The sequence below is a fragment of the Streptomyces sp. NPDC043867 genome (assembly GCF_056435845.1).
The window spans coordinates 1-23,055 of sequence record NZ_JBWKDS010000006.1 but is presented as its reverse complement, the minus strand read 5'-3'; the positions used below and the strand labels follow the sequence as shown (position 1 = coordinate 23,055).

12 protein-coding genes are annotated in these 23,055 nt (G+C 68.7%); 11 read left to right on the top strand and 1 reads right to left on the bottom strand.

Going from position 1 to position 23,055, the window contains the following annotated elements; all coding sequences use genetic code 11:
- The first annotated feature begins 16 nt into the window (after positions 1-16).
- From AC069T_RS07795 to AC069T_RS07780, 4 genes are all read left to right on the top strand, one after another.
- Positions 17-2,365: a hypothetical protein gene (locus AC069T_RS07795; protein ID WP_478781880.1), complete on the top strand. Its 2,349-nt coding sequence runs from the start codon at positions 17-19 to the stop codon at positions 2,363-2,365.
- Positions 2,366-2,419: 54 nt separating this feature from the next.
- The gene (locus AC069T_RS07790) at positions 2,420-3,085 is read left to right on the top strand and encodes a hypothetical protein (protein WP_478781879.1); all 666 of its coding nucleotides are present in this window, start codon (positions 2,420-2,422) and stop codon (positions 3,083-3,085) included.
- Between the two features lie 236 nt (positions 3,086-3,321).
- Positions 3,322-6,171 (top strand): aconitate hydratase, encoded by a 2,850-nt coding sequence (locus AC069T_RS07785; protein ID WP_478781878.1) that lies wholly within the window; start codon positions 3,322-3,324, stop codon positions 6,169-6,171.
- Between the two features lie 663 nt (positions 6,172-6,834).
- Positions 6,835-10,113, top strand: a complete 3,279-nt coding sequence (locus tag AC069T_RS07780; RefSeq protein ID WP_478781877.1) for a GH92 family glycosyl hydrolase — start codon at positions 6,835-6,837, stop codon at positions 10,111-10,113.
- A gap of 244 nt (positions 10,114-10,357) precedes the next feature.
- Here the strand turns inward: AC069T_RS07780 and AC069T_RS07775 are convergent, their stop codons facing one another.
- On the bottom strand, positions 10,358-14,158 hold the full coding sequence (locus tag AC069T_RS07775; protein WP_478781876.1) for a GH92 family glycosyl hydrolase: 3,801 nt from the start codon (positions 14,156-14,158) through the stop codon (positions 10,358-10,360).
- Between the two features lie 441 nt (positions 14,159-14,599).
- Between AC069T_RS07775 and ngcE the strand changes: the two genes are divergently transcribed.
- The 7 genes from ngcE (at position 14,600) to AC069T_RS07740 (ending at position 22,949) form a co-directional block, all read left to right on the top strand.
- Complete coding sequence (gene ngcE / locus AC069T_RS07770; protein WP_478781875.1) at positions 14,600-16,051, top strand: N-acetylglucosamine/diacetylchitobiose ABC transporter substrate-binding protein; 1,452 nt, start codon at positions 14,600-14,602, stop codon at positions 16,049-16,051.
- A gap of 59 nt (positions 16,052-16,110) precedes the next feature.
- Positions 16,111-17,034 (top strand): carbohydrate ABC transporter permease, encoded by a 924-nt coding sequence (locus AC069T_RS07765; RefSeq protein WP_478782080.1) that lies wholly within the window; start codon positions 16,111-16,113, stop codon positions 17,032-17,034.
- Positions 17,034-17,954: a carbohydrate ABC transporter permease gene (locus tag AC069T_RS07760; RefSeq protein WP_478781874.1), complete on the top strand. Its 921-nt coding sequence runs from the start codon at positions 17,034-17,036 to the stop codon at positions 17,952-17,954. The genes AC069T_RS07765 and AC069T_RS07760 overlap by 1 nt, the downstream gene beginning before the upstream one ends.
- Before the next feature lie 289 nt (positions 17,955-18,243).
- Positions 18,244-19,443 carry an ROK family transcriptional regulator gene (locus AC069T_RS07755; RefSeq protein WP_358853101.1) on the top strand — a complete coding sequence of 400 codons (1,200 nt, stop codon included), beginning with the start codon at positions 18,244-18,246 and terminating at the stop codon, positions 19,441-19,443.
- A 132-nt stretch (positions 19,444-19,575) separates the two neighbouring features.
- On the top strand, positions 19,576-20,682 hold the full coding sequence (locus AC069T_RS07750; protein WP_478781873.1) for a substrate-binding domain-containing protein: 1,107 nt from the start codon (positions 19,576-19,578) through the stop codon (positions 20,680-20,682).
- A 186-nt stretch (positions 20,683-20,868) separates the two neighbouring features.
- Complete coding sequence (locus AC069T_RS07745) at positions 20,869-21,660, top strand: ATP-binding cassette domain-containing protein (RefSeq protein WP_476750019.1); 792 nt, start codon at positions 20,869-20,871, stop codon at positions 21,658-21,660.
- Entirely contained in the window at positions 21,657-22,949 is a 1,293-nt protein-coding gene (locus AC069T_RS07740; protein WP_478781872.1) for a sugar ABC transporter permease, read from the top strand. The genes AC069T_RS07745 and AC069T_RS07740 overlap by 4 nt, the downstream gene beginning before the upstream one ends.
- Positions 22,950-23,055: the final 106 nt, after the last annotated feature.

Below are 23,055 nucleotides of genomic sequence, written 5' to 3'. Positions count from 1 at the left end.
CCCGGGGAATTCCGACATGCTCAAGTACGAGGACATCATCGACGCGCCGGTGGGGAAGCTGAAGACCGCCGTCGACGACTGGACCGAGATGGCGGGCAACCTGGACCGGCTGGCGGGTCAGGCCGAGGACGGAATGCCGGCCCGGGCGAACAAGGCCGACTGGGAGGGCGTCAACGCGGGTGTCGGCAAGGCGTTCATCGGCAAGACCGCCAAGGAGTTCAGGGACGCCGCCGCCGAGGCCAAGGGCGTGAAGCTGATCCTGGAGGAAGGTCACGCGGCCATCAAGAAGGCCAGGGACGAGCTGATCGACATCCGCGACCACCAGGGGCCGGCGGCCGGCATCCGAGTGGACGGCAGGGGCAAGGTCAGCGCGCTGCACCCGATGGCGGACGTGCCGCCCGCCCTGCGCCACCATGACCCGGACTACCCCGAGCTGGTGCGGCAGGAGAAGGAGAACATCGCCGCCTGGCAGCGCAGGATCGACGCCGTCGTGGACAACTGCAACGACACCGACGTGTCCTTCAGGAACTCCCTGGAGGCCAACGTCACCGACCGCAAGGACTTCAGCGCTCCGAAGTACACGAAGATGGACCAGGAGGAGGCTGCCCGCGCCGCCGACCTGGCCGCCAAGGGCCGCGACATCACCCACACCGAACTCCAGGCCCTCAACGAACTCCTGAAGGACAACGGGACGTCACCGGAGTTCGCCAAAAACTTCTACGAGAAGCTCGGCCCCGAGAAGTCCCTCGCGTTCTTCGGCCAGCTCTCCACCGACACGTACGAGTACGGAAAGGTCGACAAGGAGCGTCTCGCGGACGTCCAGGAACTCCAGCGCAATCTGGGACTGAACCTCGCGACCGCCTCCCACGACAAGGAGTTCAGCGACAAGTGGGGCCCGGAACTGCGCAAGCTGGGTACGGAGCGCATCCCCCTGGCCAAGAACGACTACGGCGGCCCCTACGGGTACCAGCTCCTCGGCGGCATCATGCGGTACGGGAACTACGACAAGCAGTTCCTCAACCCGATCGCCGAGCACGTGGCGCAGCTCCACCAGAAGGACCCGTATCTGTTCGCCGGCAACAAGGTGGTGAACAGCCCGTTCAAGAACCCGTTCAACCCCTCCGGAGTCAACGGCGCGGGCTACGACCCGACCACCGCCATGCTGGAAGCCCTCGGCAACAGCCCCGACGCGGCCAAGCACTTCTTCGCCGACCCGCCGACCGCGTACAACGAGGACGGCACGGTCAACCGCGGCGCGACCGCCGACCTCGGCAAGGCCGACGGGCAGCCGGTCGACAACTACCTCGACTTCTTCGGCAACGAGAAGTGGGAAACCTTCGGCGACGTCAACTCGCTGGACCAGACGGAGTTGCAGGGCTCGCTCAACCACATGCCCGACGCGCTGGGCAAGGCGCTGGAGGCCGCGACCCTCGGCTACCCCGCCGGGCACCCCGACGCGGGCGTGGCCAAGGACGAGGACAACGCCGCGGTCATGCAGCAGGTCATGGAGAAGTACGGCTCGGACGCGGGCCTGCTCAAGACGCAGGAAGCCCTCTCCGACAGCCTCGGCACGATGGGCGCCGGATACATCGACGACATCAACTGGGCCCTCGACAAGAACAGGACGGACAGCCCCTTCGCGCCCGGCCCGAACGCGGAAGGGCGCATCGACTTCACCGGCACCCTCGATGGCGACGGCCGCAGCGTTGTCCGTGGCTTCCTCAGCTCGCTCGGCCAGCATCCCGACGCCTACGCTACGGTCTCGACCGCCGAGCAGGCCTACACCCGCAGTGTCCTGGAGGGCACGGTCGGCCCCGACGGCAAGATCGATGAAGGCTCGGCCAGGGCCACGGTGCGCCTCGGCGCCGAAGTGCAGGGCATGCTCGACCAGTCCCGCGCCGACCAGGTCGAGGCCACCAACCTCAAGACCCACGAGGACTACGAGAAGGCGGTCGCCAAGCGGGCCGGCTGGATTGAGTTCGGGGCGACCGCCGGGGTGGCGGCGGGTGTGGCCTTCCTGCCCGCGACCGCGGCGGTGGGTACGGCCGCGGTCCTTATTCCGCTCGCGACCGACACCGCGAGCGGCGTAATGGAGCAGGGCATCAGTCAGTTCGTCGGTGACCTCTCGGACAGCTCGGTCGACGAGCACAAGGAGAAGGTCGAGGAGCTCAACGCGGATCAGAGGAAGATGATCTACACCGCGGGTGAGAGGCGGGCCGAATCTCCGATGGAGGAGTTCTTGGCGCTCCACAGCCAGAAGTCGAGCACCGCGTTCGGTGAGGACCTCAGGCAGGCCGTGGAGCTTGGCTACGGCGTTGGCAATGACCGCCAGAAGCAGCAGGGCAACGACCCGGAAACGGACTGAACACACAAGGACTACCGGAAACGGACTGAACACACAAGGACTAAGAGAACTCTGATGATGACCAACCCCACCAGGACGCACGGGGTCCGCTGTGCGCTCATGGCCAGCCTTCTCGCACTTGCGGTCGTCGGCTGCGATTCAGGAGGCGGCGCAGAGAAGCCCGCCCCTTCCGTCCGGGCTCAGCAGTTGTGCGGTGGCAAGGCGGTGACCGAGGAGGCGGCCAAGGCCCTCGAAGAAATCTTCGGCACCGACCGGTTCGAGGCCACGAACAAGAAGACCACCGTCGCGGCCGCCGCCGCGGAGCTGTCCCGCACGGCTGTCTCCACGACCATCGGGAGAGGGGAGATCTGCCGCATCTTCCCCCCTGTCGGCTCCAGGGCCGAGGCCGACGACCTGCGTGTGCGTTGGTACATGTACGACACCGGCCCGGATCAGGACCACCACCCGAAGTACACCCTGTTCCCGATGGGCGAGCAGGCCGGTGGTGCGACCGATGGCGGCTACCTCTACTTCGAGTGCCGCGCCAACGGCCATGCCACCGTGACGCCGAACCACATCTCCGTCAACGTAGAGAACCCGGACCCGTTCGAGGAACCCGAGGGCGACCCCCGGAAGCTGAAGCGCGCCTACGCGACCGTCGCCCACTCCTTCTCCCTGGCGATGGCGAAGGAGCTGCGCTGCGCCGACGACGGCGGGCTGAAGGCCGCCCCGTCGCTGTAGCGCTGGTGCACCCGTGCGCCCCGTACGACGATGAGGGGGCGTGACAGGGGTACGCGCTTGGTTGCGCGCAGGGGTCATGTACTAGAGTTATCTCGACATCGAGATAACTGCCGGGGCGCCCCGTAGCCGCCACGTCAGGTGAGGGTGACCTAACTTAGCCTTACCTTAGCGGATCGGCCGGCCGTCGTGGCGGCAGGATTGCGGTGGGTACGCGCACATATATGAAGGAGACTGTCGTGTCGGCGAACAGCTTCGACGCCCGCAGCACGCTGCAGGTGGGCGACGAGTCGTACGAGATCTTCCGGCTGGACAAGGTGGAGGGTTCGGCCCGCCTGCCGTACAGCCTGAAGGTGCTGCTGGAGAACCTCCTCCGCACCGAGGACGGCGCGAACATCACCGCCGACCACATCCGGGCGATCGGCGGCTGGGACTCCCAGGCGCAGCCGTCGCAGGAGATCCAGTTCACGCCGGCGCGCGTGATCATGCAGGACTTCACCGGCGTGCCCTGTGTCGTCGACCTCGCCACCATGCGCGAGGCCGTGAAGGAGCTCGGCGGCGACCCGGCGAAGGTCAACCCGCTCTCCCCGGCCGAGCTGGTCATCGACCACTCCGTCATCGCCGACAAGTTCGGCACGCACGAGGCCTTCGCGCAGAACGTCGAGCTGGAGTACGGCCGCAACAAGGAGCGCTACCAGTTCCTGCGCTGGGGCCAGACCGCCTTCGACGACTTCAAGGTCGTCCCCCCGGGCACCGGCATCGTCCACCAGGTCAACATCGAGCACCTGGCCCGCACGGTCATGGTCCGCGGCGGTCAGGCGTACCCCGACACCCTCGTCGGCACCGACTCGCACACGACCATGGTCAACGGCCTCGGTGTGCTGGGCTGGGGCGTCGGCGGCATCGAGGCCGAGGCCGCGATGCTCGGCCAGCCGGTCTCGATGCTCATCCCGCGCGTCGTCGGCTTCAAGCTGACCGGCGAGCTCCCGGCCGGCACCACCGCCACCGACCTGGTCCTCACGATCACCGAGATGCTGCGCAAGCACGGTGTCGTCGGCAAGTTCGTCGAGTTCTACGGCGAGGGCGTCGCCGCCACCTCGCTCGCCAACCGCGCGACCATCGGCAACATGTCGCCGGAGTTCGGCTCCACCGCCGCGATCTTCCCGATCGACGACGAGACGCTGAAGTACCTGCGCCTGACCGGCCGCGACGCGCAGCAGGTCGCCCTCGTCGAGGCGTACGCCAAGGAGCAGGGCCTCTGGCTCGACCCGGCCGCCGAGCCCGACTTCTCCGAGAAGCTGGAGCTCGACCTCTCCACGGTGGTCCCCTCGATCGCCGGCCCGAAGCGCCCGCAGGACCGCATCGTCCTCGCCAACGCCGCCGAGCAGTTCGCGCAGGACGTCCTCAACTACGTCGAGGCCGGCGTGACCGGCGGCGACGACCGCAAGCCGGGCGTGCCCGCGCAGGAGAAGCCGCACGGTGTGGCCTCCCCGGTTGACGAGGCGAGCTCCGAGTCCTTCCCGGCCAGCGACGCCCCGGCCTACGGCAACGACGACAACGGCGCCGGCGCCCCCGAGCACGCCGCCGTCACCGGTGCCTCCGTGCCGTCCAGCCCGGTCACGGTGACCGCCCCCGACGGCTCGACGTACGAGATCGACCACGGCGCCGTCACCGTCGCCGCGATCACCTCCTGCACCAACACCTCGAACCCGTACGTGATGGTCGCCGCCGCGCTCGTCGCGAAGAAGGCCGTCGAGAGGGGCCTGACCCGCAAGCCGTGGGTCAAGACCACTCTCGCGCCGGGCTCCAAGGTCGTCACCGACTACTTCGACAAGGCGGGCCTGACCCCCTACCTCGACAAGGTCGGCTTCAACCTCGTCGGTTACGGCTGCACCACCTGCATCGGCAACTCCGGCCCGCTGCCGGACGAGGTCTCCAAGGCCGTCAACGACCATGACCTGGCCGTGACCTCGGTGCTCTCCGGCAACCGCAACTTCGAGGGCCGGATCAACCCCGACGTCAAGATGAACTACCTGGCGTCCCCGCCGCTGGTCGTCGCGTACGCCCTCGCGGGTTCCATGACGGTGGACATCACCAAGGACGCGCTCGGCACCGACCAGGACGGCAAGCCGGTCTTCCTCGAGGACATCTGGCCGACCGAGGCCGAGGTCGACGAGGTCGTGGCGAGCGCCATCGGCGAGGACATGTTCAACAAGTCCTACCAGGACGTCTTCGCCGGCGACGCCCAGTGGCAGGCGCTGTCGATCCCGACCGGCAACACCTTCGAGTGGGACCCGCAGTCCACCTACGTCCGCAAGCCCCCGTACTTCGAGGGCATGACGATGGAGACCACCCCGGTCTCCGACATCACGGGCGCGCGCGTCCTCGCCAAGCTGGGCGACTCGGTCACCACCGACCACATCTCCCCGGCCGGTGCGATCAAGGCCGACACCCCGGCGGGCCAGTACCTCACCGAGCACGGTGTGGAGCGTCGTGACTTCAACTCCTACGGCTCGCGCCGAGGCAACCACGAGGTCATGATCCGCGGCACGTTCGCCAACATCCGCCTGCGCAACCAGATCGCGCCGGGCACCGAGGGCGGCTACACCCGCGACTTCACCAAGTCCGCCGAAGGTGATGGAGGGGCCCCGGTGTCGTTCATCTACGACGCCTCGCGCAACTACATCGAGCAGGGCATCCCGCTCGTCGTGCTCGCGGGCAAGGAGTACGGTTCCGGCTCGTCCCGCGACTGGGCCGCCAAGGGCACCGCGCTCCTCGGCGTCAAGGCCGTCATCGCCGAGTCGTACGAGCGCATCCACCGCTCGAACCTCATCGGCATGGGCGTCCTGCCGCTCCAGTTCCCGGAGGGCGTCACCGCCGAGTCCCTCGGTCTCACCGGCGAGGAGACCTTCTCCTTCACCGGCGTCGAGGAGCTGAACAACGGCACGACGCCGCGCACCGTCAAGGTCACCACCGACACGGGCGTCGACTTCGACGCGGTCGTCCGCATCGACACCCCCGGCGAGGCGGACTACTACCGCAACGGCGGCATCATGCAGTACGTGCTGCGCAGCCTGATCCGCAAGTAGGCGGACCGGGAGGCCCGCCACGAGGCTTCTCCGCACGCAGTCGAGGGCCGCATCCCCGCAGGACGGGGGTGCGGCCCTCGCCGCTCGCCGGGACGGCTTCGCCCGGCCGGCGGGAGCGGTTCCCGTGCGTTCCGGTGCGAGACGCGTGCAGGTGGGGTTCCATCGTGTGACAGCCGTTTACAGCGGTGCCCGTGCGCGCTAACTTCCCCGTGGGGTGGGAGCGCTCCCATGGTGGCGGACCGGAACCCGCCCCGAGGGGCCGTCCCCGCCTCGCCCGTCCGCACCGCCCCTCGGGCGGTCGGCGGCTCGGGGCGGACCGGGTGGTTGCTTGGACTCACCCGGTCCGCGAGCCCGGGCCGGCCGAAGGGGGGAGTGCCGGCCCGGGGTGGTGCGTGGCTTGTGGCGACCGTGGTGTGCGACAACGTTGTCGAATGGTCTGTACATGACTCTACCGCCCCAACGGACAACGATGTCAAGCCAGTTGCGGCGAAGATCACCGACGGCCCTCCGCCGAAGGGGTGGCCGCCGGACCCGCGGAGGGTGCGCCCCGCGCGCCGGGCGGTCCGGACGCGGTCTTCCGTGGTACCGGTGGCGCACGTTACTGTCCCTGCGGCTTGTGCGACCCGTGGTGCGCGACCCGTCCGAAGGAGGAGGGGCCGCGTCATGCGTTTCCGTCCGTCATCCGTGCTGCTCGCCGTCGCCCTGGCGGCAGGCGGTGCCACTCCGGCCCTGGCCGCGCCCGCGTCCGGCCCACCGGACCTCGTCCGCGACCCGACCGCCTACGTCGACCCGCTCATCGGCACCAGGAACGGCGGCAACGTCTTCCCCGGCGCCGTCGTCCCCTTCGGCATGCTCTCCTGGAGCCCCGAGAACACCCGCGGCGACGCCACCCGCACCACCGCGCCAGGCGGGTACCACTACGACGCCACCCGCATCCGGGGCTTCAGCCTCACCCACATGTCCGGCACGGGCTGTGCGGGCGGCAGCGGTGACATCCCGTTCTTCCCGTACGCCGGCAAGATGACGTCCTCCCCGGCGAGCGACACCAAGGACGCGGTGTACGCCGCCGACTTCAAGCACACCGACGAGAGAGCCGAACCCGGCCACTACAAGGCCGCCCTCGCCTCCGGTGTCACCGCCGACCTCACCGCGACCGCGCGCACCGGCTCCGGCCGCTTCACCTTCCCGGCGGACAAACCCGCCTCCATGCTCATCCGCACCGCCAACTCCGAGGTCGGGTCCACCGACTCGGACCTGCACATCGACCCGGCGACGCGCACGGTCTCCGGGTCCGTCACGTCCGGCAACTTCTGCGGCTACCTCGACCCGGAGGGCCGCCGCAGCTACTACACCCTGTACTTCACCGCCCGCTTCGACCGGGACTTCGAGGAGACGGGCACCTGGAAGGACGACAGGCTGAGCCCGGGCGCCACCGAGGCGAGCGGCGGCACCGGAGGATTCGCCGACGGCGGACGGCCCGTCGCGGGCAAGGGGGCGGGCGGCTACGTGGAGTTCGCGCCCGGCTCGGGCCCCGTGCGCGTCAAGGTCGGCATCTCGTACGTGGACCGGGCGGGCGCGGCGGCGAACCTCGCGGCGGAGAACCCGCCGTCGCGGTCCTTCGCGTCCGTGCGGGAGGCCGCCCGGCGCGCCTGGCGGGAACGCCTCGGCGCGATCAGGGTCGGCGGCGGCAGCGACACCGACCGCACCACCTTCTACACCGCGCTGTACCACTCCCTCCTGCACCCGAACGTCATCAGTGACGCCGACCGCAGATACCGGGGCGGCGACGACGAGGTCCATGTCGTCGGCCGGGGTCACCGGGCCCAGTACGGCACCTTCTCCGGCTGGGACGTCTACCGCTCCCAGGTCCAGCTGCTGACCCTCCTCGACCCGGACGTCGGCTCCGACATCGCGCAGTCACTGCTCCAGCTGGCCCGGCAGAACGGCGGGGTCTGGGACCGCTGGCTGCACGGCGCGAGCGGGACCCACGTCATGAACGGCGACCCCTCGCCGGCCGCGCTCGCCGGGATCCGTGCCTTCGGCGGCACCCGTTTCGACCTGCGCGGGGCACTGGACTCGCTGGTGAGGGCGGCGACCGTGCCGACGGAGAAGGATCTGTCGCCCGCGGGCAAGCCGGTGCTGTCGGTGGGCCAGCGGCCCTCCCTCGACAAGTACCTGAAGCACCACTACATGCCGTCCGTCTCCAACGCCTGGGGCGGTGCGGCCGAGACCCTGGAGATGTCCGGAGCGGACTTCGCGATCTCCCAACTGGCCGCCGCGGCGGGGGAGAAGCGGACCGCGAAGACCTTCGCCGGCCGGTCCCAGTGGTGGCAGAACAACTTCAACCTCGCGGCCGACACCACCGGCGGCTACATCGCCAACCGCAAGGCGGACGGCAGCTGGGTCACCGGTTTCACCCCGGCCACCGGCAACGGCTTCGTCGAGGGGACGGCCGCCCAGTACACCTGGATGGTGCAGCACGACCCGGCCGGTCTCTTCGCGGCGATGGGCGGCCGGGCCGAGGCGCTCGACCGCCTCGACGCCTTCTTCCACGACGCCGACGGCGGCTGGGCCCTCACGGGCAGCGGCGGCGACAAGTCCGAGCTGGACAACGAGCCGTCGATCAACGTCCCCTACCTGTACGCCTACGCGGGCGCGCCGTACAAGACGCAGGAGACCGTCCGGGCCGCCGTGCGGCAGCTCTGGTCGACGCGGCCGGGCGGCATCCCCGGCAACGACGACCTGGGGGAGATGTCCTCCTGGTACGTCTTCTCCTCGCTCGGCATGTATCCGCAGGTCCCCTCCCGGTCCGAACTGGTGCTGGCGTCACCGCTGTTCCCGCGCGTCGAGATCTCCCGCCCCGGCGGTGGGGACATCAGGATCCGCGCGGCCGGAGCGGCGCCGGACGCTCCGTACGTGCACGCGCTGAAGGTCGACGGCCGCTCCAGTGACCGTCCTTGGCTGCCCGCCTCCTTCGTCCGCACGGGCGGCACCCTCGACTACACACTGAGCGGCACCCCCGACACGGCGTGGGGCAGCGCCGCGGCCGACGCCCCGCCGTCCTTCCGTACGGGCGAGCAGCCGTACCAGATCGGCGTCGGCCCCACGAAGGCGACACTCGCGCCGGGCGGCAGCACCGAACTCGGTGTCAGGGCGCTGGCGCTGAGCGGCGGCGCGGGCCCGCAGGTGCGCTTCCGGGTGGACGTGCCGGACGGCGTGACGGCCACCCCGGCCCGGGGAACGGTGACCGACGGCGCCCAGCGGATCGTCCTGACCGCGGCGGACACCGCCCGGCAGGGCTTCTACGACGTCAAGGTCACCGTGACCTCCGGCAGCACCTCGCACGAGCAGCCGGTGGCCCTGACGGTGGCGGCGCCCGGTTCGCTCCTCGCCGCCTACGACAACACCGGTGTCTCGGACGACGAGGGGGACCACGACGAGGCGGACTACGACGGCGGCGGCTGGAGCTACTCCCGCCAGGCGCTGGCCGCCGCGGGGCTGACGCCGGGCGGGCGGGGCACGGTGTCCGGGGGCCTCTCCTTCACCTGGCCCGACTCCCCGGCCGGCCGCCCCGACAACGCGACGGCGGCCGGCCAGACCGTACGGCTTCCCGACGCGGTCGCCAGGCTGAGCTTCGTCGGGAGCGCGGTCAACGGCAACCAGCGGGCCGAGGCGACCGTCACCTACACCGACGGCGGCACGGACACCGTCGGCCTCGCCCTCACCGACTGGACCGTCGGCGGCGGAGGCGGCACCGTCCAGTACGGCAACGAGGTCGTCGCCAAGACCCAGTACCGGAACGTCGCGGGCGCCGGCAAGGACCCGGTGGCGACGTACGTCTTCGCCACGAAGCCCTTCGAGGCACCGGCCGGGCGGACCATCAGGAGCGTGCGGCTGCCGGACAACGGCGACCTGCACGTCTTCACGGTCGCCGTCGGCTGACCCACGAGCGGTCCGGCCCACCCCGGGTGCGCCCGGCACGCGGCGGGGGGGGGGGGGGGGGGGGGGGGGGGGGGGGGGGGGGGAGATGGGGGGGGGGGGGGGGGGGGGGGGGGGGGGGGGGCTCCGTGGGAGGCAGGGGGAAGGGGGGGCCCCCCTTCCCCCCCCCCCCCCCCCCCCCTCCCCCCCCCCCCCCATCCCCCCCCCCCCCCCCCCCCCCCCCCCCCGCTCCCGTGGGGGAGGTGCGTCAGGACAGGAGTTCCACCTCCGCCAGCGTCGCCTCACCGGTCAGGACCAGGCGGTAGTGCGTGTACGACCGCGGGGCCGCCACCGAGAACGCCCGCGTCTGCCTGTCCCAGCCGAAGGATTCGCCGGACCGCCTGTCGAGGGTCGACCAGCGGGTGCCGTCCGAGGAGCCCTGCAGGGTCCAGCCGGTCGGCGCCTTCGTGCGGTCCGCCGAGGTCAGGGTGTACTGAACCCCCCTGGTGCGCGCGGAGACCGGCAGCTCCACCGACGTCACACTCGCGTCCGTCGCCGAGGTGTTGTCGAAGAGCGCGCCGTCACCCTTCAGCGCGTCCGCCCGCGGTGAGGGCACCTTGTCGTCCTGGGTGACGGACACCGGAGCGTCCTTCTTGCCGCTACCCCAGGCGGACGGCTTCGAGCCCATGTCGAACTCCAGCACCCCGCCCCTGGCGATCAGCGAGTGCGGCAGGGAGGTCGACTTCCAGGTCTTGCCGTTGACCTCGAGACCCTGCACGTACACGTTCTTCGCGCTGTTCCCCGGCGCCTTGACCACCAGGTCCCGGCCGTTCTCCAGGTGCACGGTCGCCTTGGTGAACAGCGGGGAGCCGACGGCGTACTCGCCGCTTCCCATCACCAGCGGATAGAAGCCGAGGGAGGAGAAGAGGTACCAGGCCGACTGCTCGCCGTTGTCCTCGTCGCCGTGGTAGCCCTGGCCGATCTCGCTGCCGGTGTAGAGGCGTGAGAGCACCTCGCGGACGTTCTTCTGCGTCTTCCAGGGCCGGCCCGCCGCGTCGTACATGTAGTTGACGTGGTGCGCCACCTGGTTGGAGTGCCCGTACATGCCCATCCGCACGTCACGGGCCTCCGTCATCTCGTGGATGACACCGCCGTACGAGCCGACGAACTCCGGCGAGGCAGTCTCGGGCGTCGCGAAGTAGGTGTCGAGCTTGTCCGCGAGGCCGTCGCGGCCGCCGTACAGGTTCGCCAGGCCCCGGCTGTCCTGGGGCGCGGTGAACGCGTAGCCCCAGCCGTTCGTCTCGGTGTAGTCGTAGCCCCACACGCGCGGGTCGTACTTCGAGGACTCGACCCGCCAGTCGCCCTTGGCGTCGCGGCCCTGGAAGAAGCCGGCCTCGGAGTCGAAGAGGTTGACGTAGTCCTGCGCGCGGTTGAGGAAGTACGCGGCCTCTTCCTTGTACCGCTTCTTGCCGGTCTTCTTGTAGAGGGCCTGGCCCATCTTCGCGATGCCGTAGTCGTTGAGGTAGCCCTCCAGCGCCCACGACAGGCCCTCGTGCGTGTCCGTGCTCGTGTAGCCGAGGAAGGGCGAGGTCGACATGCCCTTGCGGCCCACGCCGGAGGAGGGCGGCACCACGGTGGCGTTCTTCACGGCCGCCTGGTACGCCGACTCCGCGTCGAAGTCGACACCCTTCACGTACGCGTCCGCGAACGCCACGTCCGACGAGGTGCCGGTCATCAGGTCCGCGTAGCCGGGCGAGGACCAGCGCGAGGTCCAGCCGCCGTCCTTGTACTGCTGCACGAAGCCGTCGACCATCTCACCGGCCTGACCGGGCGTCAGCAGCGAGTACGCCGGCCAGGTCGTCCGGTAGGTGTCCCAGAAGCCGTTGTTGACGTACACCTTGCCGTCGACGATCTTCGCCCCGGTGTGCGTCGGCGTGTCCGGGTTCGGCATCGCCGAGAACGGCGACGCGTACTGGTACTTCGAACCGACCTTCTCGAAACCGGAGTTGGGGTAGAGGTAGAGGCGGTACAGGCTGGAGTAGAGCGTGGTCAGCTGGTCGGGGGTCGCGCCCTCGACCTCGACCTTGCCGAGGATCCTGTCCCACTGCTGCTGCGCCCGCGTCTTCACGGCGCCGAACGAGGTGCCGTCCGGGATCTCCTGGCGCAGGTTGTCCTTCGCCTGGTCGATGCTGATGAGCGAGGTGGCCAGCCGCAGGGTGACCGAGCGGTCGGCGCCCGGCTCGAACCTCAGGTAACCCTTGACGCCCGCCGAGCTCCCGTCCGTCACCGGCGCGTCGAAGACGCCGTACACGAACAGCCGGGTCGCACCGGTGGACAGCCCCGACTTCACGTCCGAGTAGCCGGTGAAGGTCCCGCTCTCCTTGTCGAGGGTGAGACCGGCCTGGTCGGTGACGTTGTCGAAGACGACGCTCGCGTCGTCGCCGGGATAGGTGAACCTCAGCGCGGCGGCGTGGTCCGTCGGCGCCATCTCCGCCTTGAGCCCGTTCTCGAACGTGACCCCGTAGTAGTAGGGGCGGGCCGTCTCGTTCTCGTGCCGGAAGGCGAGCGCGCGGGCGGTGCGGCCGGTGTCCGGGGCGCCGGACGCCGCGGACGGCATCACCTGGAAGGTCTGCCGGTCGCCCATCCAGGGACTGGGCTCGTGACTCGCGCTGAACGCCTGGATGGTGGGCAGGTTGTCCGCGTTGTTCGCGCGGGCGTAGTCGTAGAGCCAGCTCAGGGAGCCCGCGTTGGTGACGGGCGTCCAGAAGTTGAAGCCGTGCGGCACGGCCGTCGCCGGGAAGTTGTTGCCGCGCGAGAAGCCGCCGCTGGAGTTGGTGCCGCGGGTCGTCAGCGCGTAGTCCGACAGGTGTGCCTTCGGCTTCTCGGGCGCCCCCGCCCGCACCGCGATGTCGTCCAGCCAGCCGCGGAACTTCGCCGGCCCCTTGGCGGAGTCGTAGGCGACGAGTATGCGGTCCACCGTCCGGCCCGCGGCGACCGACCCGATGCGCGAGCGGACGTTGTTCCACTGGTTGACGTACAGGGCCTTCGATGCGCCCTGGCCCTGCGGGGTCAGCGCGAACCCGTGCTGGTCGGTCGCCTTCAGGCCGCTGAGGTGGGTGCCGTCCGTGAACGCGAGGTCCACGGAGACGTTGGTGGCGTCGTAGTCCCGGTCGCCGTCCGCCATCGACGGGAAGATCCGGTACGACAACTCGGTGTTCCGGCCCACCGCGACGTTCACGTCGAAGACCTTGTTGTACGAGTAGGCGCGGCCGTCCGCCTTGTGCGTACCCGCGTAGCGCAGGGCCCGCTTGCCGGTGAAGCCCGCGCCCGCCTTCGCGGTCGGGGAGCCGCTCGGGCCGCGGTCCACCAGCGACAGCATGTCCCTCGGCGCCGGGTCGTCGCTGCCGCCGACGGAGAACTGCAGGTCGGAGAGCTGCGTGGCGTCCGAGGCGCCGTTGTTCCTCGTGACCTGCCACCGGAAGTGCCGGTATTCGGCCGGTGCCGCGAGGTCGTACGACTTCGTCTGGAACCGGGCGGAGAAGGACTCGCCCGAGCGGCTGTCCAGGTCCTTCCAGTCCTTGCCGTCCGCCGAGCCCTGCAGGGTCCAGTCCTTCGGGTCGCGCTCCTCATGGTCGTTGGCGGACGTCAGCGCGTACGTGACCAGCCTGACCGGGGCGTCCAGGTCGAACTCCACCCAGCCGGTGGGCGCGAAGGTGAGCCACTTGGTGCTCGACTCCCCGTCGACGAGGTTCTCCTTCACCTCGCCGCCGCCCGCGTTCTCGCCGCTGGCCCGGACGTCCGTGACGTGATCGCTGACGTTGCCCGGGATGCCGCTGCTGTAGCCGCCGTCGACCCCGGAGGCGCGTTTCGTCCCGTCCGGTGCGGTATCGACCGTGTTCAGCCAGTCCGGTGTGGGATCAGCTGTTTCGAAAGAGGAGGCGAACTCCTGGTCGGCGGCCGCCTTTTCGGCCGGCCGCGCGACGGCGGCGCCTTGCGAGGCCACCACCAGAGCGAAGGCGGCCGTTGCGACGACCGCCGTGGAACCCCGTCTGAGCCGAGCTCTCTGCATGCGCGAGCACCCTCCCTGCGCTTGGACAACGTTGTCAAATTCGCTGCGCAAGGACCAGTAGGGAGTCAAGTTGCCAGAGATGTCAAGGGTGTTGGATGCGGCATTCGGGCCTGATGTCAAGGATTTCCCTCTGGGGGAGTGCACAGGCGCCCCATATTTCCGTGAGGTCTCAACTCGGAAAAGACCCACGGGCAAACCTGCATTCGATCTTGCTCCGTCGACGGGAAGTGGACTATACCTGTCGGCATCTGCTCCGCCGTCTCCGATGGTCGGGAGGCAGGCAGGCCCCGGGGGAATCTCGATGTCGCGGACCGCGCCCAGTGCGCCGAATGCCGTGCCGTCCAGCTGAATCCCCCACGCACAACCCCAGCTTCACCACACCGCGGTGCCGGGGAGGATCCGGTTCACCGCCTGAGTCCTGGAGAAGGCGAGGACTTGAGCATGGGATCCACTTCCGCCGAGAACAGCAACACCGAGGGTGTCGGCCGCCGCGCACTGATCAAGCGGTCCGCCGCGCTCGGCCTGATCTCCGTCCCGACGATGAGCTTCCTGTCCGCGTGTGCCAGCGGGGACAGCGGTTCCGAGGACAAGGCCAAGACCGGCAAGAAGACGACGAAGAACCCGCTGGGCGTCAACGCGACCGCCCCGCTCGCCGTCGTCATCTTCGACGGTGGTTTCGGTACGAAGTACGCGACGGACGCGAACGCCGAGTACAAGAAGGCGTACCCGAAGGTCAAGATCGATTTCCACAAGACCCAGAAGATCCAGTCCGAGCTGCAGCCCAAGTTCAACGGGGGCACGCCGCCGGACCTGATCGACAACTCGGGCGCCCAGCAGATGGACATGGGCGTGCTCGTCGGCAAGAAGCAGCTGACCGACCTCACCCCGCTCCTCGACGCGCCGTCGCTCGACGACCCGGCGAAGAAGGTCCGCGACACGCTGCGTCCCGGCATCGTCGAGATGGGCCAGTTCGACGGCGACCCCGTCTGGATCATGTACTACGCGTACACGGTCTACGGCGTCTGGTACTCGCAGACCGCCCTGGAGAAGCTCGACTCCGAGTATCCCGAGGACTGGGACGCCATGCTCGCGCTGTGCGCGAAGGCGAAGAAGAAGGGCATCGCCGGCTGGACGTACGCGGGCAAGTACCCGTACTACCTGCCGTTCTCGCTGTACCCCTTCATCGCGAAGATCGGTGGCCGGGAGGTCCTCGACAGAATCGACAACCTGGAGCCGAACGCCTGGAAGGACCCGGCCGTCAAGGCCGCGTTCGAGGCGTACTACGAGCTCTACAAGAAGGGCTACATCCTCAAGGGCACCCCGGGCATCGACCACATCCAGTCGCAGACCGCGTGGGCCAAGGGCAAGGCGCTCTTCATCCCCAACGGTTCCTGGGTGGAGAACGAGTCCGCGAAGGTCATCCCCGCGGACTTCAACCTGGCCGTCAGCGGTCCGTCCGGCCTGGACAGCTCGGACAAGATGCCGTTCGGCACCATCTGGGCGTCCGGCGGTGAACCCTTCATCGTGCCCGCCAAGGCGAACAACCCCGAGGGCGGCATGGAGCAGCTGCGCATCATGCTCAGCGAGGCCTCGTCGAAGAACTTCACCAGCCAGGTCAAGTCGCTCACCGCGTTCAACGGCGGCACCGACGGAATCGAGCTGACTCCGGGTCTCAAGTCCGGCGTCGCCGCCCTGGACAAGGCCGGCGACAACGTGGTCAACCCGCGTCTGCAGGACTGGTACGTGAAGCTCCAGAAGGAGCAGATCGGTGTCTCCGGTCTCGGCGAGATGATGGCAGGGCGGCTGACCCCGGTCGAGGCCATCAAGAAGATCCAGGCGTACGCGGACGCGGCGGCCGGGGACCAGTCCATCAAGCACTACAAGCACCAGTAACAGCACGTGCGGACGCGTCATCAGCGGCGGCACCCGCGAAACGATCTGGGTCGGTGACCATGCAACACGGCAAGTACCGGTTCATCACGGGGTTCTTGGTGACCCCTCTGGCCTTGTATGCGATCTTCGTGATCTGGCCGTTCATCCAGGCGATCTACTACTCGTTCACGGACTGGACCGGCCTGAGCCCCGACTTCAAGATGGTCGGTTTCGCGAACTACACCAGAATGCTGGACGACGACGTCTTCTGGAAGTCGCTGCAGCACAGCCTCGTATTCGCGTTGTTGCTGCCGCTGGTGACGCTGGGCCTCGCGCTCTTCTTCGCCTTCATGCTCAATGTCGGCGGGCGGCGCCGCAAAGGCGCCGCCATCACCGGAGTGCGGGGTTCGGGTTTCTACAAGATCGCCTACTTCTTCCCGCAGGTGCTCTCGATCGCGATCGTCGCCCTTCTCTTCCAGTTCGCGTACAACCCGAATGACGGCGTGATCAACGGGACGTTCAAGGCCATCGGTCTCGGGAGTATTCAGCCCGACTGGCTGGGCGATCCCGGGCTCGCCCTCTGGTGCGTGATGTCGGTACTCCTGTGGAGCACCGTCGGATTCTTCGTGGTGCTGTTCTCGGCGGGAATGGCCTCCATTCCGAAGGACTTCTACGAAGCCGCTCTCCTCGACGGCGCGAGTCGCTTCACCACGTTCTTCCGTATCACCCTGCCGCTGCTCTGGGACACCGTGCAGTCCGGCTGGGTCTACATGGGCATCCTGTCCCTCGGCGCCGAGGCGTTCGCCGCCGTGCAGATCATGACGGTGGGCCCCGGCGGACCGGACTACTCGACCACGGTCCTTCCGCTGTACGTGTACCAATCGGCGTTCCGCGACGCGAACGCCGCCTACGCCACAACGATCGGGGTCGCCCTGCTCGTCGTCACGCTGCTGTTCGCGGCTGTCGTGATGCGGCTGGGCCGGCGCGAGCGGCTGGAGTTCTGATGAAAACCACTGAGATCCCGCCGCCGGTGGGCCCGGTCCAGGACCACCCCCCGGTGACCAGGGCGCCGGGCGCGCCCCAGCCGGCGAAGAGCAGTGAGCGAGGCGTCCTCAACGTCTTCTCCCACGGCGTCCTCGTCCTCTGGGCGATCATGGTCGTGATGCCGCTGCTGTGGGCGGTGATGACGTCCTTCAAGGATGACGACTCGATCTTCAGTTCCCCCTGGTCGCTGCCCGACAAGCTGCACTTCGACAACTGGTCGCGTGCCTGGTCGCAGGCGCACATGAGCGACTACTTCGCCAACACTCTGATCGTGGTGGGCTTCTCGCTGGCCGGCACGCTCGTGCTCGGCTCGATGGCGGCCTACGTCCTCGCCCGTTTCGACTTCCCGGGCAACCGCTTCGTCTACTACCTCTTCGTCGGGGGCATGAGCTTCCCCGTGATGCTGGCCCTGGTGCCGCTGTTCTACGTGCTGAACAACATGCGGCTGCTGAACACGCTCCCGGGTCTGATCCTCGTCTACATCGCCTACTCGCTGCCCTTCACGGTGTTCTTCCTGACCTCGTTCTTCAGGACGCTGCCGAGCTCCATCGCCGAGGCGGCGTTCGTCGACGGGGCGTCGCACACCAGGACCTTCTTCCAGATCATGCTGCCGATGGCCAAGCCGGGCCTGATCAGCGTCGGGATCTTCAACTTCCTCGGGCAGTGGAACCAGTACATGCTCCCGACGGTGCTGAACACCGACCCGGACAAGAAGGTGCTCTCCCAGGGACTGGTGGAGCTCGCGACCAGCCAGGGATACAAGGGTGACTGGTCGGGGCTGTTCGCGGGACTCGTGATGGCGATGCTGCCCGTCCTCGCCGCCTACATCGTCTTCCAGCGCCAGGTGGTGCAGGGTCTGACCGCGGGAGCGCTGAAGTAGCGGTGTGACCACGCAGCGTCCGTCGGCGCGGATCAGCAGCCCGGCGGTGTCCTGAGGGGCCGTGTGCCCTCACGTGTCGGCGTCGTGCCCGTGAACCCGGGCCGGCGCCGACACGTCCGTGTGCGGTCCGGCAGGTTGCACCCGATTTCCGTCAAGGACTTGACTGCGGTAACCCGTTCAGCGGAGCTTGGAGTTCACAACTTGTAAGTGACCCGGGTCCCGCTGCTGTGGCCCGGGTCACACGGGCGGCATCGTAGCCGTCCGGCTGAGGGCAGGAGTGGATGAGTCGATGGAGACTCCGGGGTCGCAGTCGTCGCTGCACCGAGCAAATCTGGAGCGCGTCGTACGTGCGGTGCGCCTTGCCGGGTCGCTCACGCAGGCGGAGATCGCGAGGACGACGGGCCTGTCCGCAGCGACGGTCTCCAACATCGTGCGGGAGCTCAAGGACGGGGGAACGGTCGAGGTCACGCCCACGTCGGCGGGCGGCCGCAGAGCCCGCAGCGTGTCGCTCAGCGGCGACGCCGGCATCGTCATCGGCGTGGACTTCGGGCACACGCATTTGCGCGTCGCGATCGGGAATCTGGCCCACCAGGTGCTCGCCGAGGAGTCCGAGCCGCTGGATGTAGACGCCTCCGCGCCGCAGGGTTTCGACCGGGCCGAGGAACTGGTCAGCCGCCTGATCGCGGCGACAGGAGTCGACCGCTCGAAGATCGCCGGCGTGGGCCTCGGCGTGCCCGGCCCGATCGACGTGGAGTCCGGCACGCTGGGCTCCACGTCGATCCTGCCGGGCTGGACCGGCGCGCGGCCCGCCGAGGAGCTGCGGGGGCGGCTCGGCGTGCCCGTGCACGTGGACAACGACGCGAACCTGGGCGCCCTCGGCGAGCTGGTGTGGGGGAGCGGCCGGGGCGTCAGGGACCTGGCGTACATCAAGGTCGCCAGCGGTGTCGGAGCCGGTCTGGTGATCAGCGGCAAGATCTACCGCGGCCCGGGTGGCACAGCGGGAGAAATCGGGCATATTACTCTTGACGAGTCCGGCCCGGTCTGCCGTTGCGGTAACCGCGGCTGCCTGGAGACCTTCGCGGCGGCGCGCTATGTGCTGCCGCTCCTCCAGTCCAGTCACGGTACGGATCTGACCATGGAAGGCGTCGTCAGGCTGGCGCGGGACGGTGATCCGGGCTGCCGTCGGGTGATCGCCGACGTCGGCCGCCACATCGGCAGTGGAGTCGCGAATCTCTGTAACTTGCTGAACCCGAGCCGGGTGGTTCTCGGCGGCGATCTCGCCGAGGCCGGGGAGCTGGTGCTCGGGCCCATCAGGGAGTCGGTCGGCCGGTACGCGATCCCCAGCGCCGCGCGTCAACTCTCGGTGTTGCCAGGGGCTCTTGGAGGCCGTGCGGAGGTCCTCGGGGCACTCGCTCTCGCGCTCAGCGAGATGGGTGATTCGACCCTTTTGGACGGGTCTCTGACGGCCGCCACGCCTGCCTTCACTTAGAGAACGGATGGCACCGTTGCCATCTCGTTAAGGATTTACTTCTTGACGTCGCACGTGCGGCCGAGTTGACTTCCAGCCACCTCGGCCGCAACGTCGCGGCCTCGTCAGGGAGGTTCTGAAGTGAACACGCGTATGCGTAGTGCAGCTGTAGCCGTTGCCGCTGGTGCGATGGCCGTTTCGCTGGCCGCTTGTGGCAGTGCGGACAAGGCCGACGGCGGGAGTGACAGTTCGAGCTCCGCCAAGAAGGGCGACGCGATCAAGGTCGGTCTGCTCCTCCCGGAGAACCAGACCGCGCGTTACGAGAAGTTCGACAAGCCCCTGATCGAGAAGAAGATCAAGGAGCTGACGAACAACAAGGGCGAGGTCGTCTACGCCAACGCCAAGCAGGACGCGACCACCCAGTCGCAGCAGGTCGACACGATGATCACCAACAAGGTGGACGTCCTCATCGTCGACGCCGTCGACTCCAAGGCCATCGCCAACTCGGTGAAGAAGGCCGACGAGGCCGGCATCCCGGTCGTCGCGTACGACCGCCTCGCCGAGGGCCCGATCAAGGCCTACACCTCCTTCGACAACGAAGAGGTCGGTCACGTCCAGGGCAAGGCGCTCCTGGAGGCCCTGGGTGACAAGGCCAAGCCCTCCGCCAAGATCGTCATGATGAACGGCGCGATCACCGACCCGAACGCCGCCCTCTTCAAGAAGGGCGCGCTGGCCGAGCTCAAGGGCAAGGTCGACATCGCGAAGTCGTACGACACCAAGGAGTGGAAGCCGGAGAACGCCAACAGCAACATGGACGCGGCGATCTCCGCCGTCGGCAAGAAGAACATCGTCGGCGTGTACTCCGCGAACGACGGCATGGCGGGCGGCATCATCACCGCCCTCAAGGCCGCGGGCGTCACCCCGCTCCCGCCGGTCACCGGCCAGGACGCCGAGCTCGCGGGCGTGCAGCGCATCATCGCGGGTGAGCAGTACATGAGCGTCTACAAGCCCTACGCGCCCGAGGCCGACGCCGCCGCCGAGATGGCCGTCGCGCTCGCCCAGGGCAAGGACCTCGGTGACATCGCCAAGGACTCGGTCGACAGCCCGACCACCAAGGGTGTCCCGTCGGTGCTCGTCCCCGTCACCTCGCTGACCAAGGACAACGTCAAGGACACCGTCGTCAAGGACGGCGTCTACACGGTCAACGACATCTGCACCGCCAAGTACAAGGCCGCCTGCGACAAGGCCGGCCTGAAGTAACCAGCGGCAGGTTCCTTCCCGTACGGGGGAATCCGCTCCCGGATTCCCGCACGGGACCTGCGCACCAGAACTCCTCCGGCGCCCCGCACTCACCAGCCCCGCAAGCTCGGGCGGGGCGCCGGAGCGAACAAACACCCCCCTCCCACACTTCTGCACAACCTCCCGCCCGGCCAGGCGGCGAAGGAGATGGTTCACGTGTCCGCTACGCCCGTGCTGGCGTTGCGCGGGGTCTCCAAGCGGTTCGGTGCCGTCCAGGCGCTCACCGACGTAGAGCTTGAGGTCCACGCCGGTGAAGTGGTCGCCCTGGTGGGCGACAACGGCGCCGGAAAGTCCACGCTGGTCAAGACGATCGCCGGCGTGCATCCCATCGATGAAGGCGTCATCGAGTGGGACGGCAAGGCCGTACAGATCAACAAGCCGCACGACGCGCAGAACCTGGGCGTCGCGACGGTCTACCAGGACCTCGCGCTGTGCGACAACATCGATGTCGTCGGCAACCTCTACCTGGGCCGCGAGCTGAAGAAGCGCGGCATCCTGAACGAGGTCGAGATGGAGCGCCGCTCCCGCGAGCTGCTCCAGACGCTGTCGATCCGCATCCCCAGCGTGCGCATCCCGATCGCCTCGCTCTCCGGCGGTCAGCGCCAGACCGTGGCCATCGCCCGTTCCATGCTCGGCGAGCCCAAGCTGGTCATCCTCGACGAGCCCACCGCGGCCCTCGGTGTGGAACAGACGGCACAGGTCCTCGACCTGGTCGAGCGGCTGCGCGAGCGCGGCCACGCAGTCCTCCTCATCAGCCACAACATGGCCGACGTGAAGGCTGTCGCCGACAAGGTCGCCGTGCTCCGGCTCGGCCGGAACAACGGCATCTTCGAGGTCAAGACGACCTCGCAGGAAGAGATCATCTCCGCCATCACCGGTGCCACGGACAACGCCGTGACCCGTCGTGCGGCGCGCAGCAACGGGGAGGCTCAGAAGTGAGCATCGACAAGACCTCCGCCACCTCCGACGAGCACGCCGTCGAGAACCCCGAGGCCGCCGCCGCCGCGGTGACCGCCGTCGACCCCCGGCTGCTCGTGCGCGAGCGCGGCTTCGCCGGCTACCTCGACGAGTTCAAGCGCAAGATGCGCGCCGGCGACCTGGGCTCCCTCCCGGTCGTCGTCGGTCTGATCGTCATCTGCGCGATCTTCCAGAGCCTGAACTCGGCGTTCCTCTCCTCCGAGAACCTCAACAACATCGCGGTCGCGATGGTCGCCACCGGCATGATGTCCGTCGGCATCATCTTCGTGCTGCTGCTCGGCGAGATCGACCTGTCGGTCGGCTCGGTCAGCGGTGTCGCGGGCGCCATCACCGCCGTGCTCAGCGTCACGCACGGCATGAACGAGTGGCTCGCGGTGGTCATCGCCCTCGCCAGCGGCGCGGCCATCGGCGCGATCCACGGCTTCTTCTTCGCCAGGATCGGGGCGCCCGCGTTCGCGGTCACCCTGGCCGGCCTGCTGTTCTGGCTCGGCTTCATGCTCCAGATCCTGGGCGAGAACGGCACGATCAACATCGACAGCGACGGCGTGGTCGGCAAGCTGACCACGTACTACTTCTCGGACGTCGCGGTGGCCTACGGCCTCGCCACGGTCGCGGTCGTGGTCTTCTTCGTCACCTCGTTCCTGGACAGCCGGCGCCGCGAGGCCGCGGGCGTCCCGTCCCGGCCGCTCAGCGAGATCGTGCTGCGCACGGTGCTGCTCGCGATCGTCGGATACGCCGCGGCGGTCATGTTCAACCAGTACAAGGGCCTGCCCCTGGCCCTGCTGCTCTTCCTGCTGGTCCTGGTCGGCTCCGACTTCCTGCTGCGCCGCACGGGATACGGCCGCAAGATCTTCGCGCTCGGCGGCAGCGTCGAGGCCTCACGCCGTGCCGGTATCAACGTCACGGCCGTGCGGATCTCGGTCTTCGCGATCGCGGGCTTCTTCGCCGCCGTCGGCGGTCTGTTCTGGTCGTCCAAGATCGCCGCGGCCAACCAGAGCGCCGGTGCCGGTGACCTCCTGATGAACGTCATCGCGGCGGCCGTCATCGGCGGCACCAGCCTCTTCGGCGGCCGCGGCCGCACGTGGAACGCCCTGCTCGGCGTCATGGTGATCACCTCGATCCAGTACGGCCTGGCCCTCGAAGGCATCGCCACGCCGATCCAGTACATGATCACCGGTGGTGTTCTGCTGGCGACCGTCGTCATCGACTCCGTCACCCGCAAGACCCAGAAGACCGCGGGCCGCGCCTAGGGTCTGTCGTCTGGATCAGGCTGGCTGTGACCGACGGTTCGTCCTGACCGGCCCGAGCGGGGTCTGGCGCGTGCAGCTGCAAGGCGGAGGAGGGAGTCGACGCGGA

Bases quoted from the DNA above. Each gene is read 5' to 3' on its own strand.
- AC069T_RS07795 (WP_478781880.1), top strand. From the start codon at position 17: ATGCTCAAGTACGAGGACATCATCGACGCGCCGGTGGGGAAGCTGAAG.
- AC069T_RS07790 (WP_478781879.1), top strand. From the start codon at position 2,420: ATGATGACCAACCCCACCAGGACGCACGGGGTCCGCTGTGCGCTCATG.
- AC069T_RS07780 (WP_478781877.1), top strand. From the start codon at position 6,835: ATGCGTTTCCGTCCGTCATCCGTGCTGCTCGCCGTCGCCCTGGCGGCA.
- AC069T_RS07775 (WP_478781876.1), bottom strand. From the start codon at position 14,158: ATGCAGAGAGCTCGGCTCAGACGGGGTTCCACGGCGGTCGTCGCAACG.
- ngcE (WP_478781875.1), top strand. From the start codon at position 14,600: ATGGGATCCACTTCCGCCGAGAACAGCAACACCGAGGGTGTCGGCCGC.
- AC069T_RS07765 (WP_478782080.1), top strand. From the start codon at position 16,111: ATGCAACACGGCAAGTACCGGTTCATCACGGGGTTCTTGGTGACCCCT.
- AC069T_RS07760 (WP_478781874.1), top strand. From the start codon at position 17,034: ATGAAAACCACTGAGATCCCGCCGCCGGTGGGCCCGGTCCAGGACCAC.
- AC069T_RS07755 (WP_358853101.1), top strand. From the start codon at position 18,244: ATGGAGACTCCGGGGTCGCAGTCGTCGCTGCACCGAGCAAATCTGGAG.
- AC069T_RS07750 (WP_478781873.1), top strand. From the start codon at position 19,576: ATGCGTAGTGCAGCTGTAGCCGTTGCCGCTGGTGCGATGGCCGTTTCG.
- AC069T_RS07745 (WP_476750019.1), top strand. From the start codon at position 20,869: ATGGTTCACGTGTCCGCTACGCCCGTGCTGGCGTTGCGCGGGGTCTCC.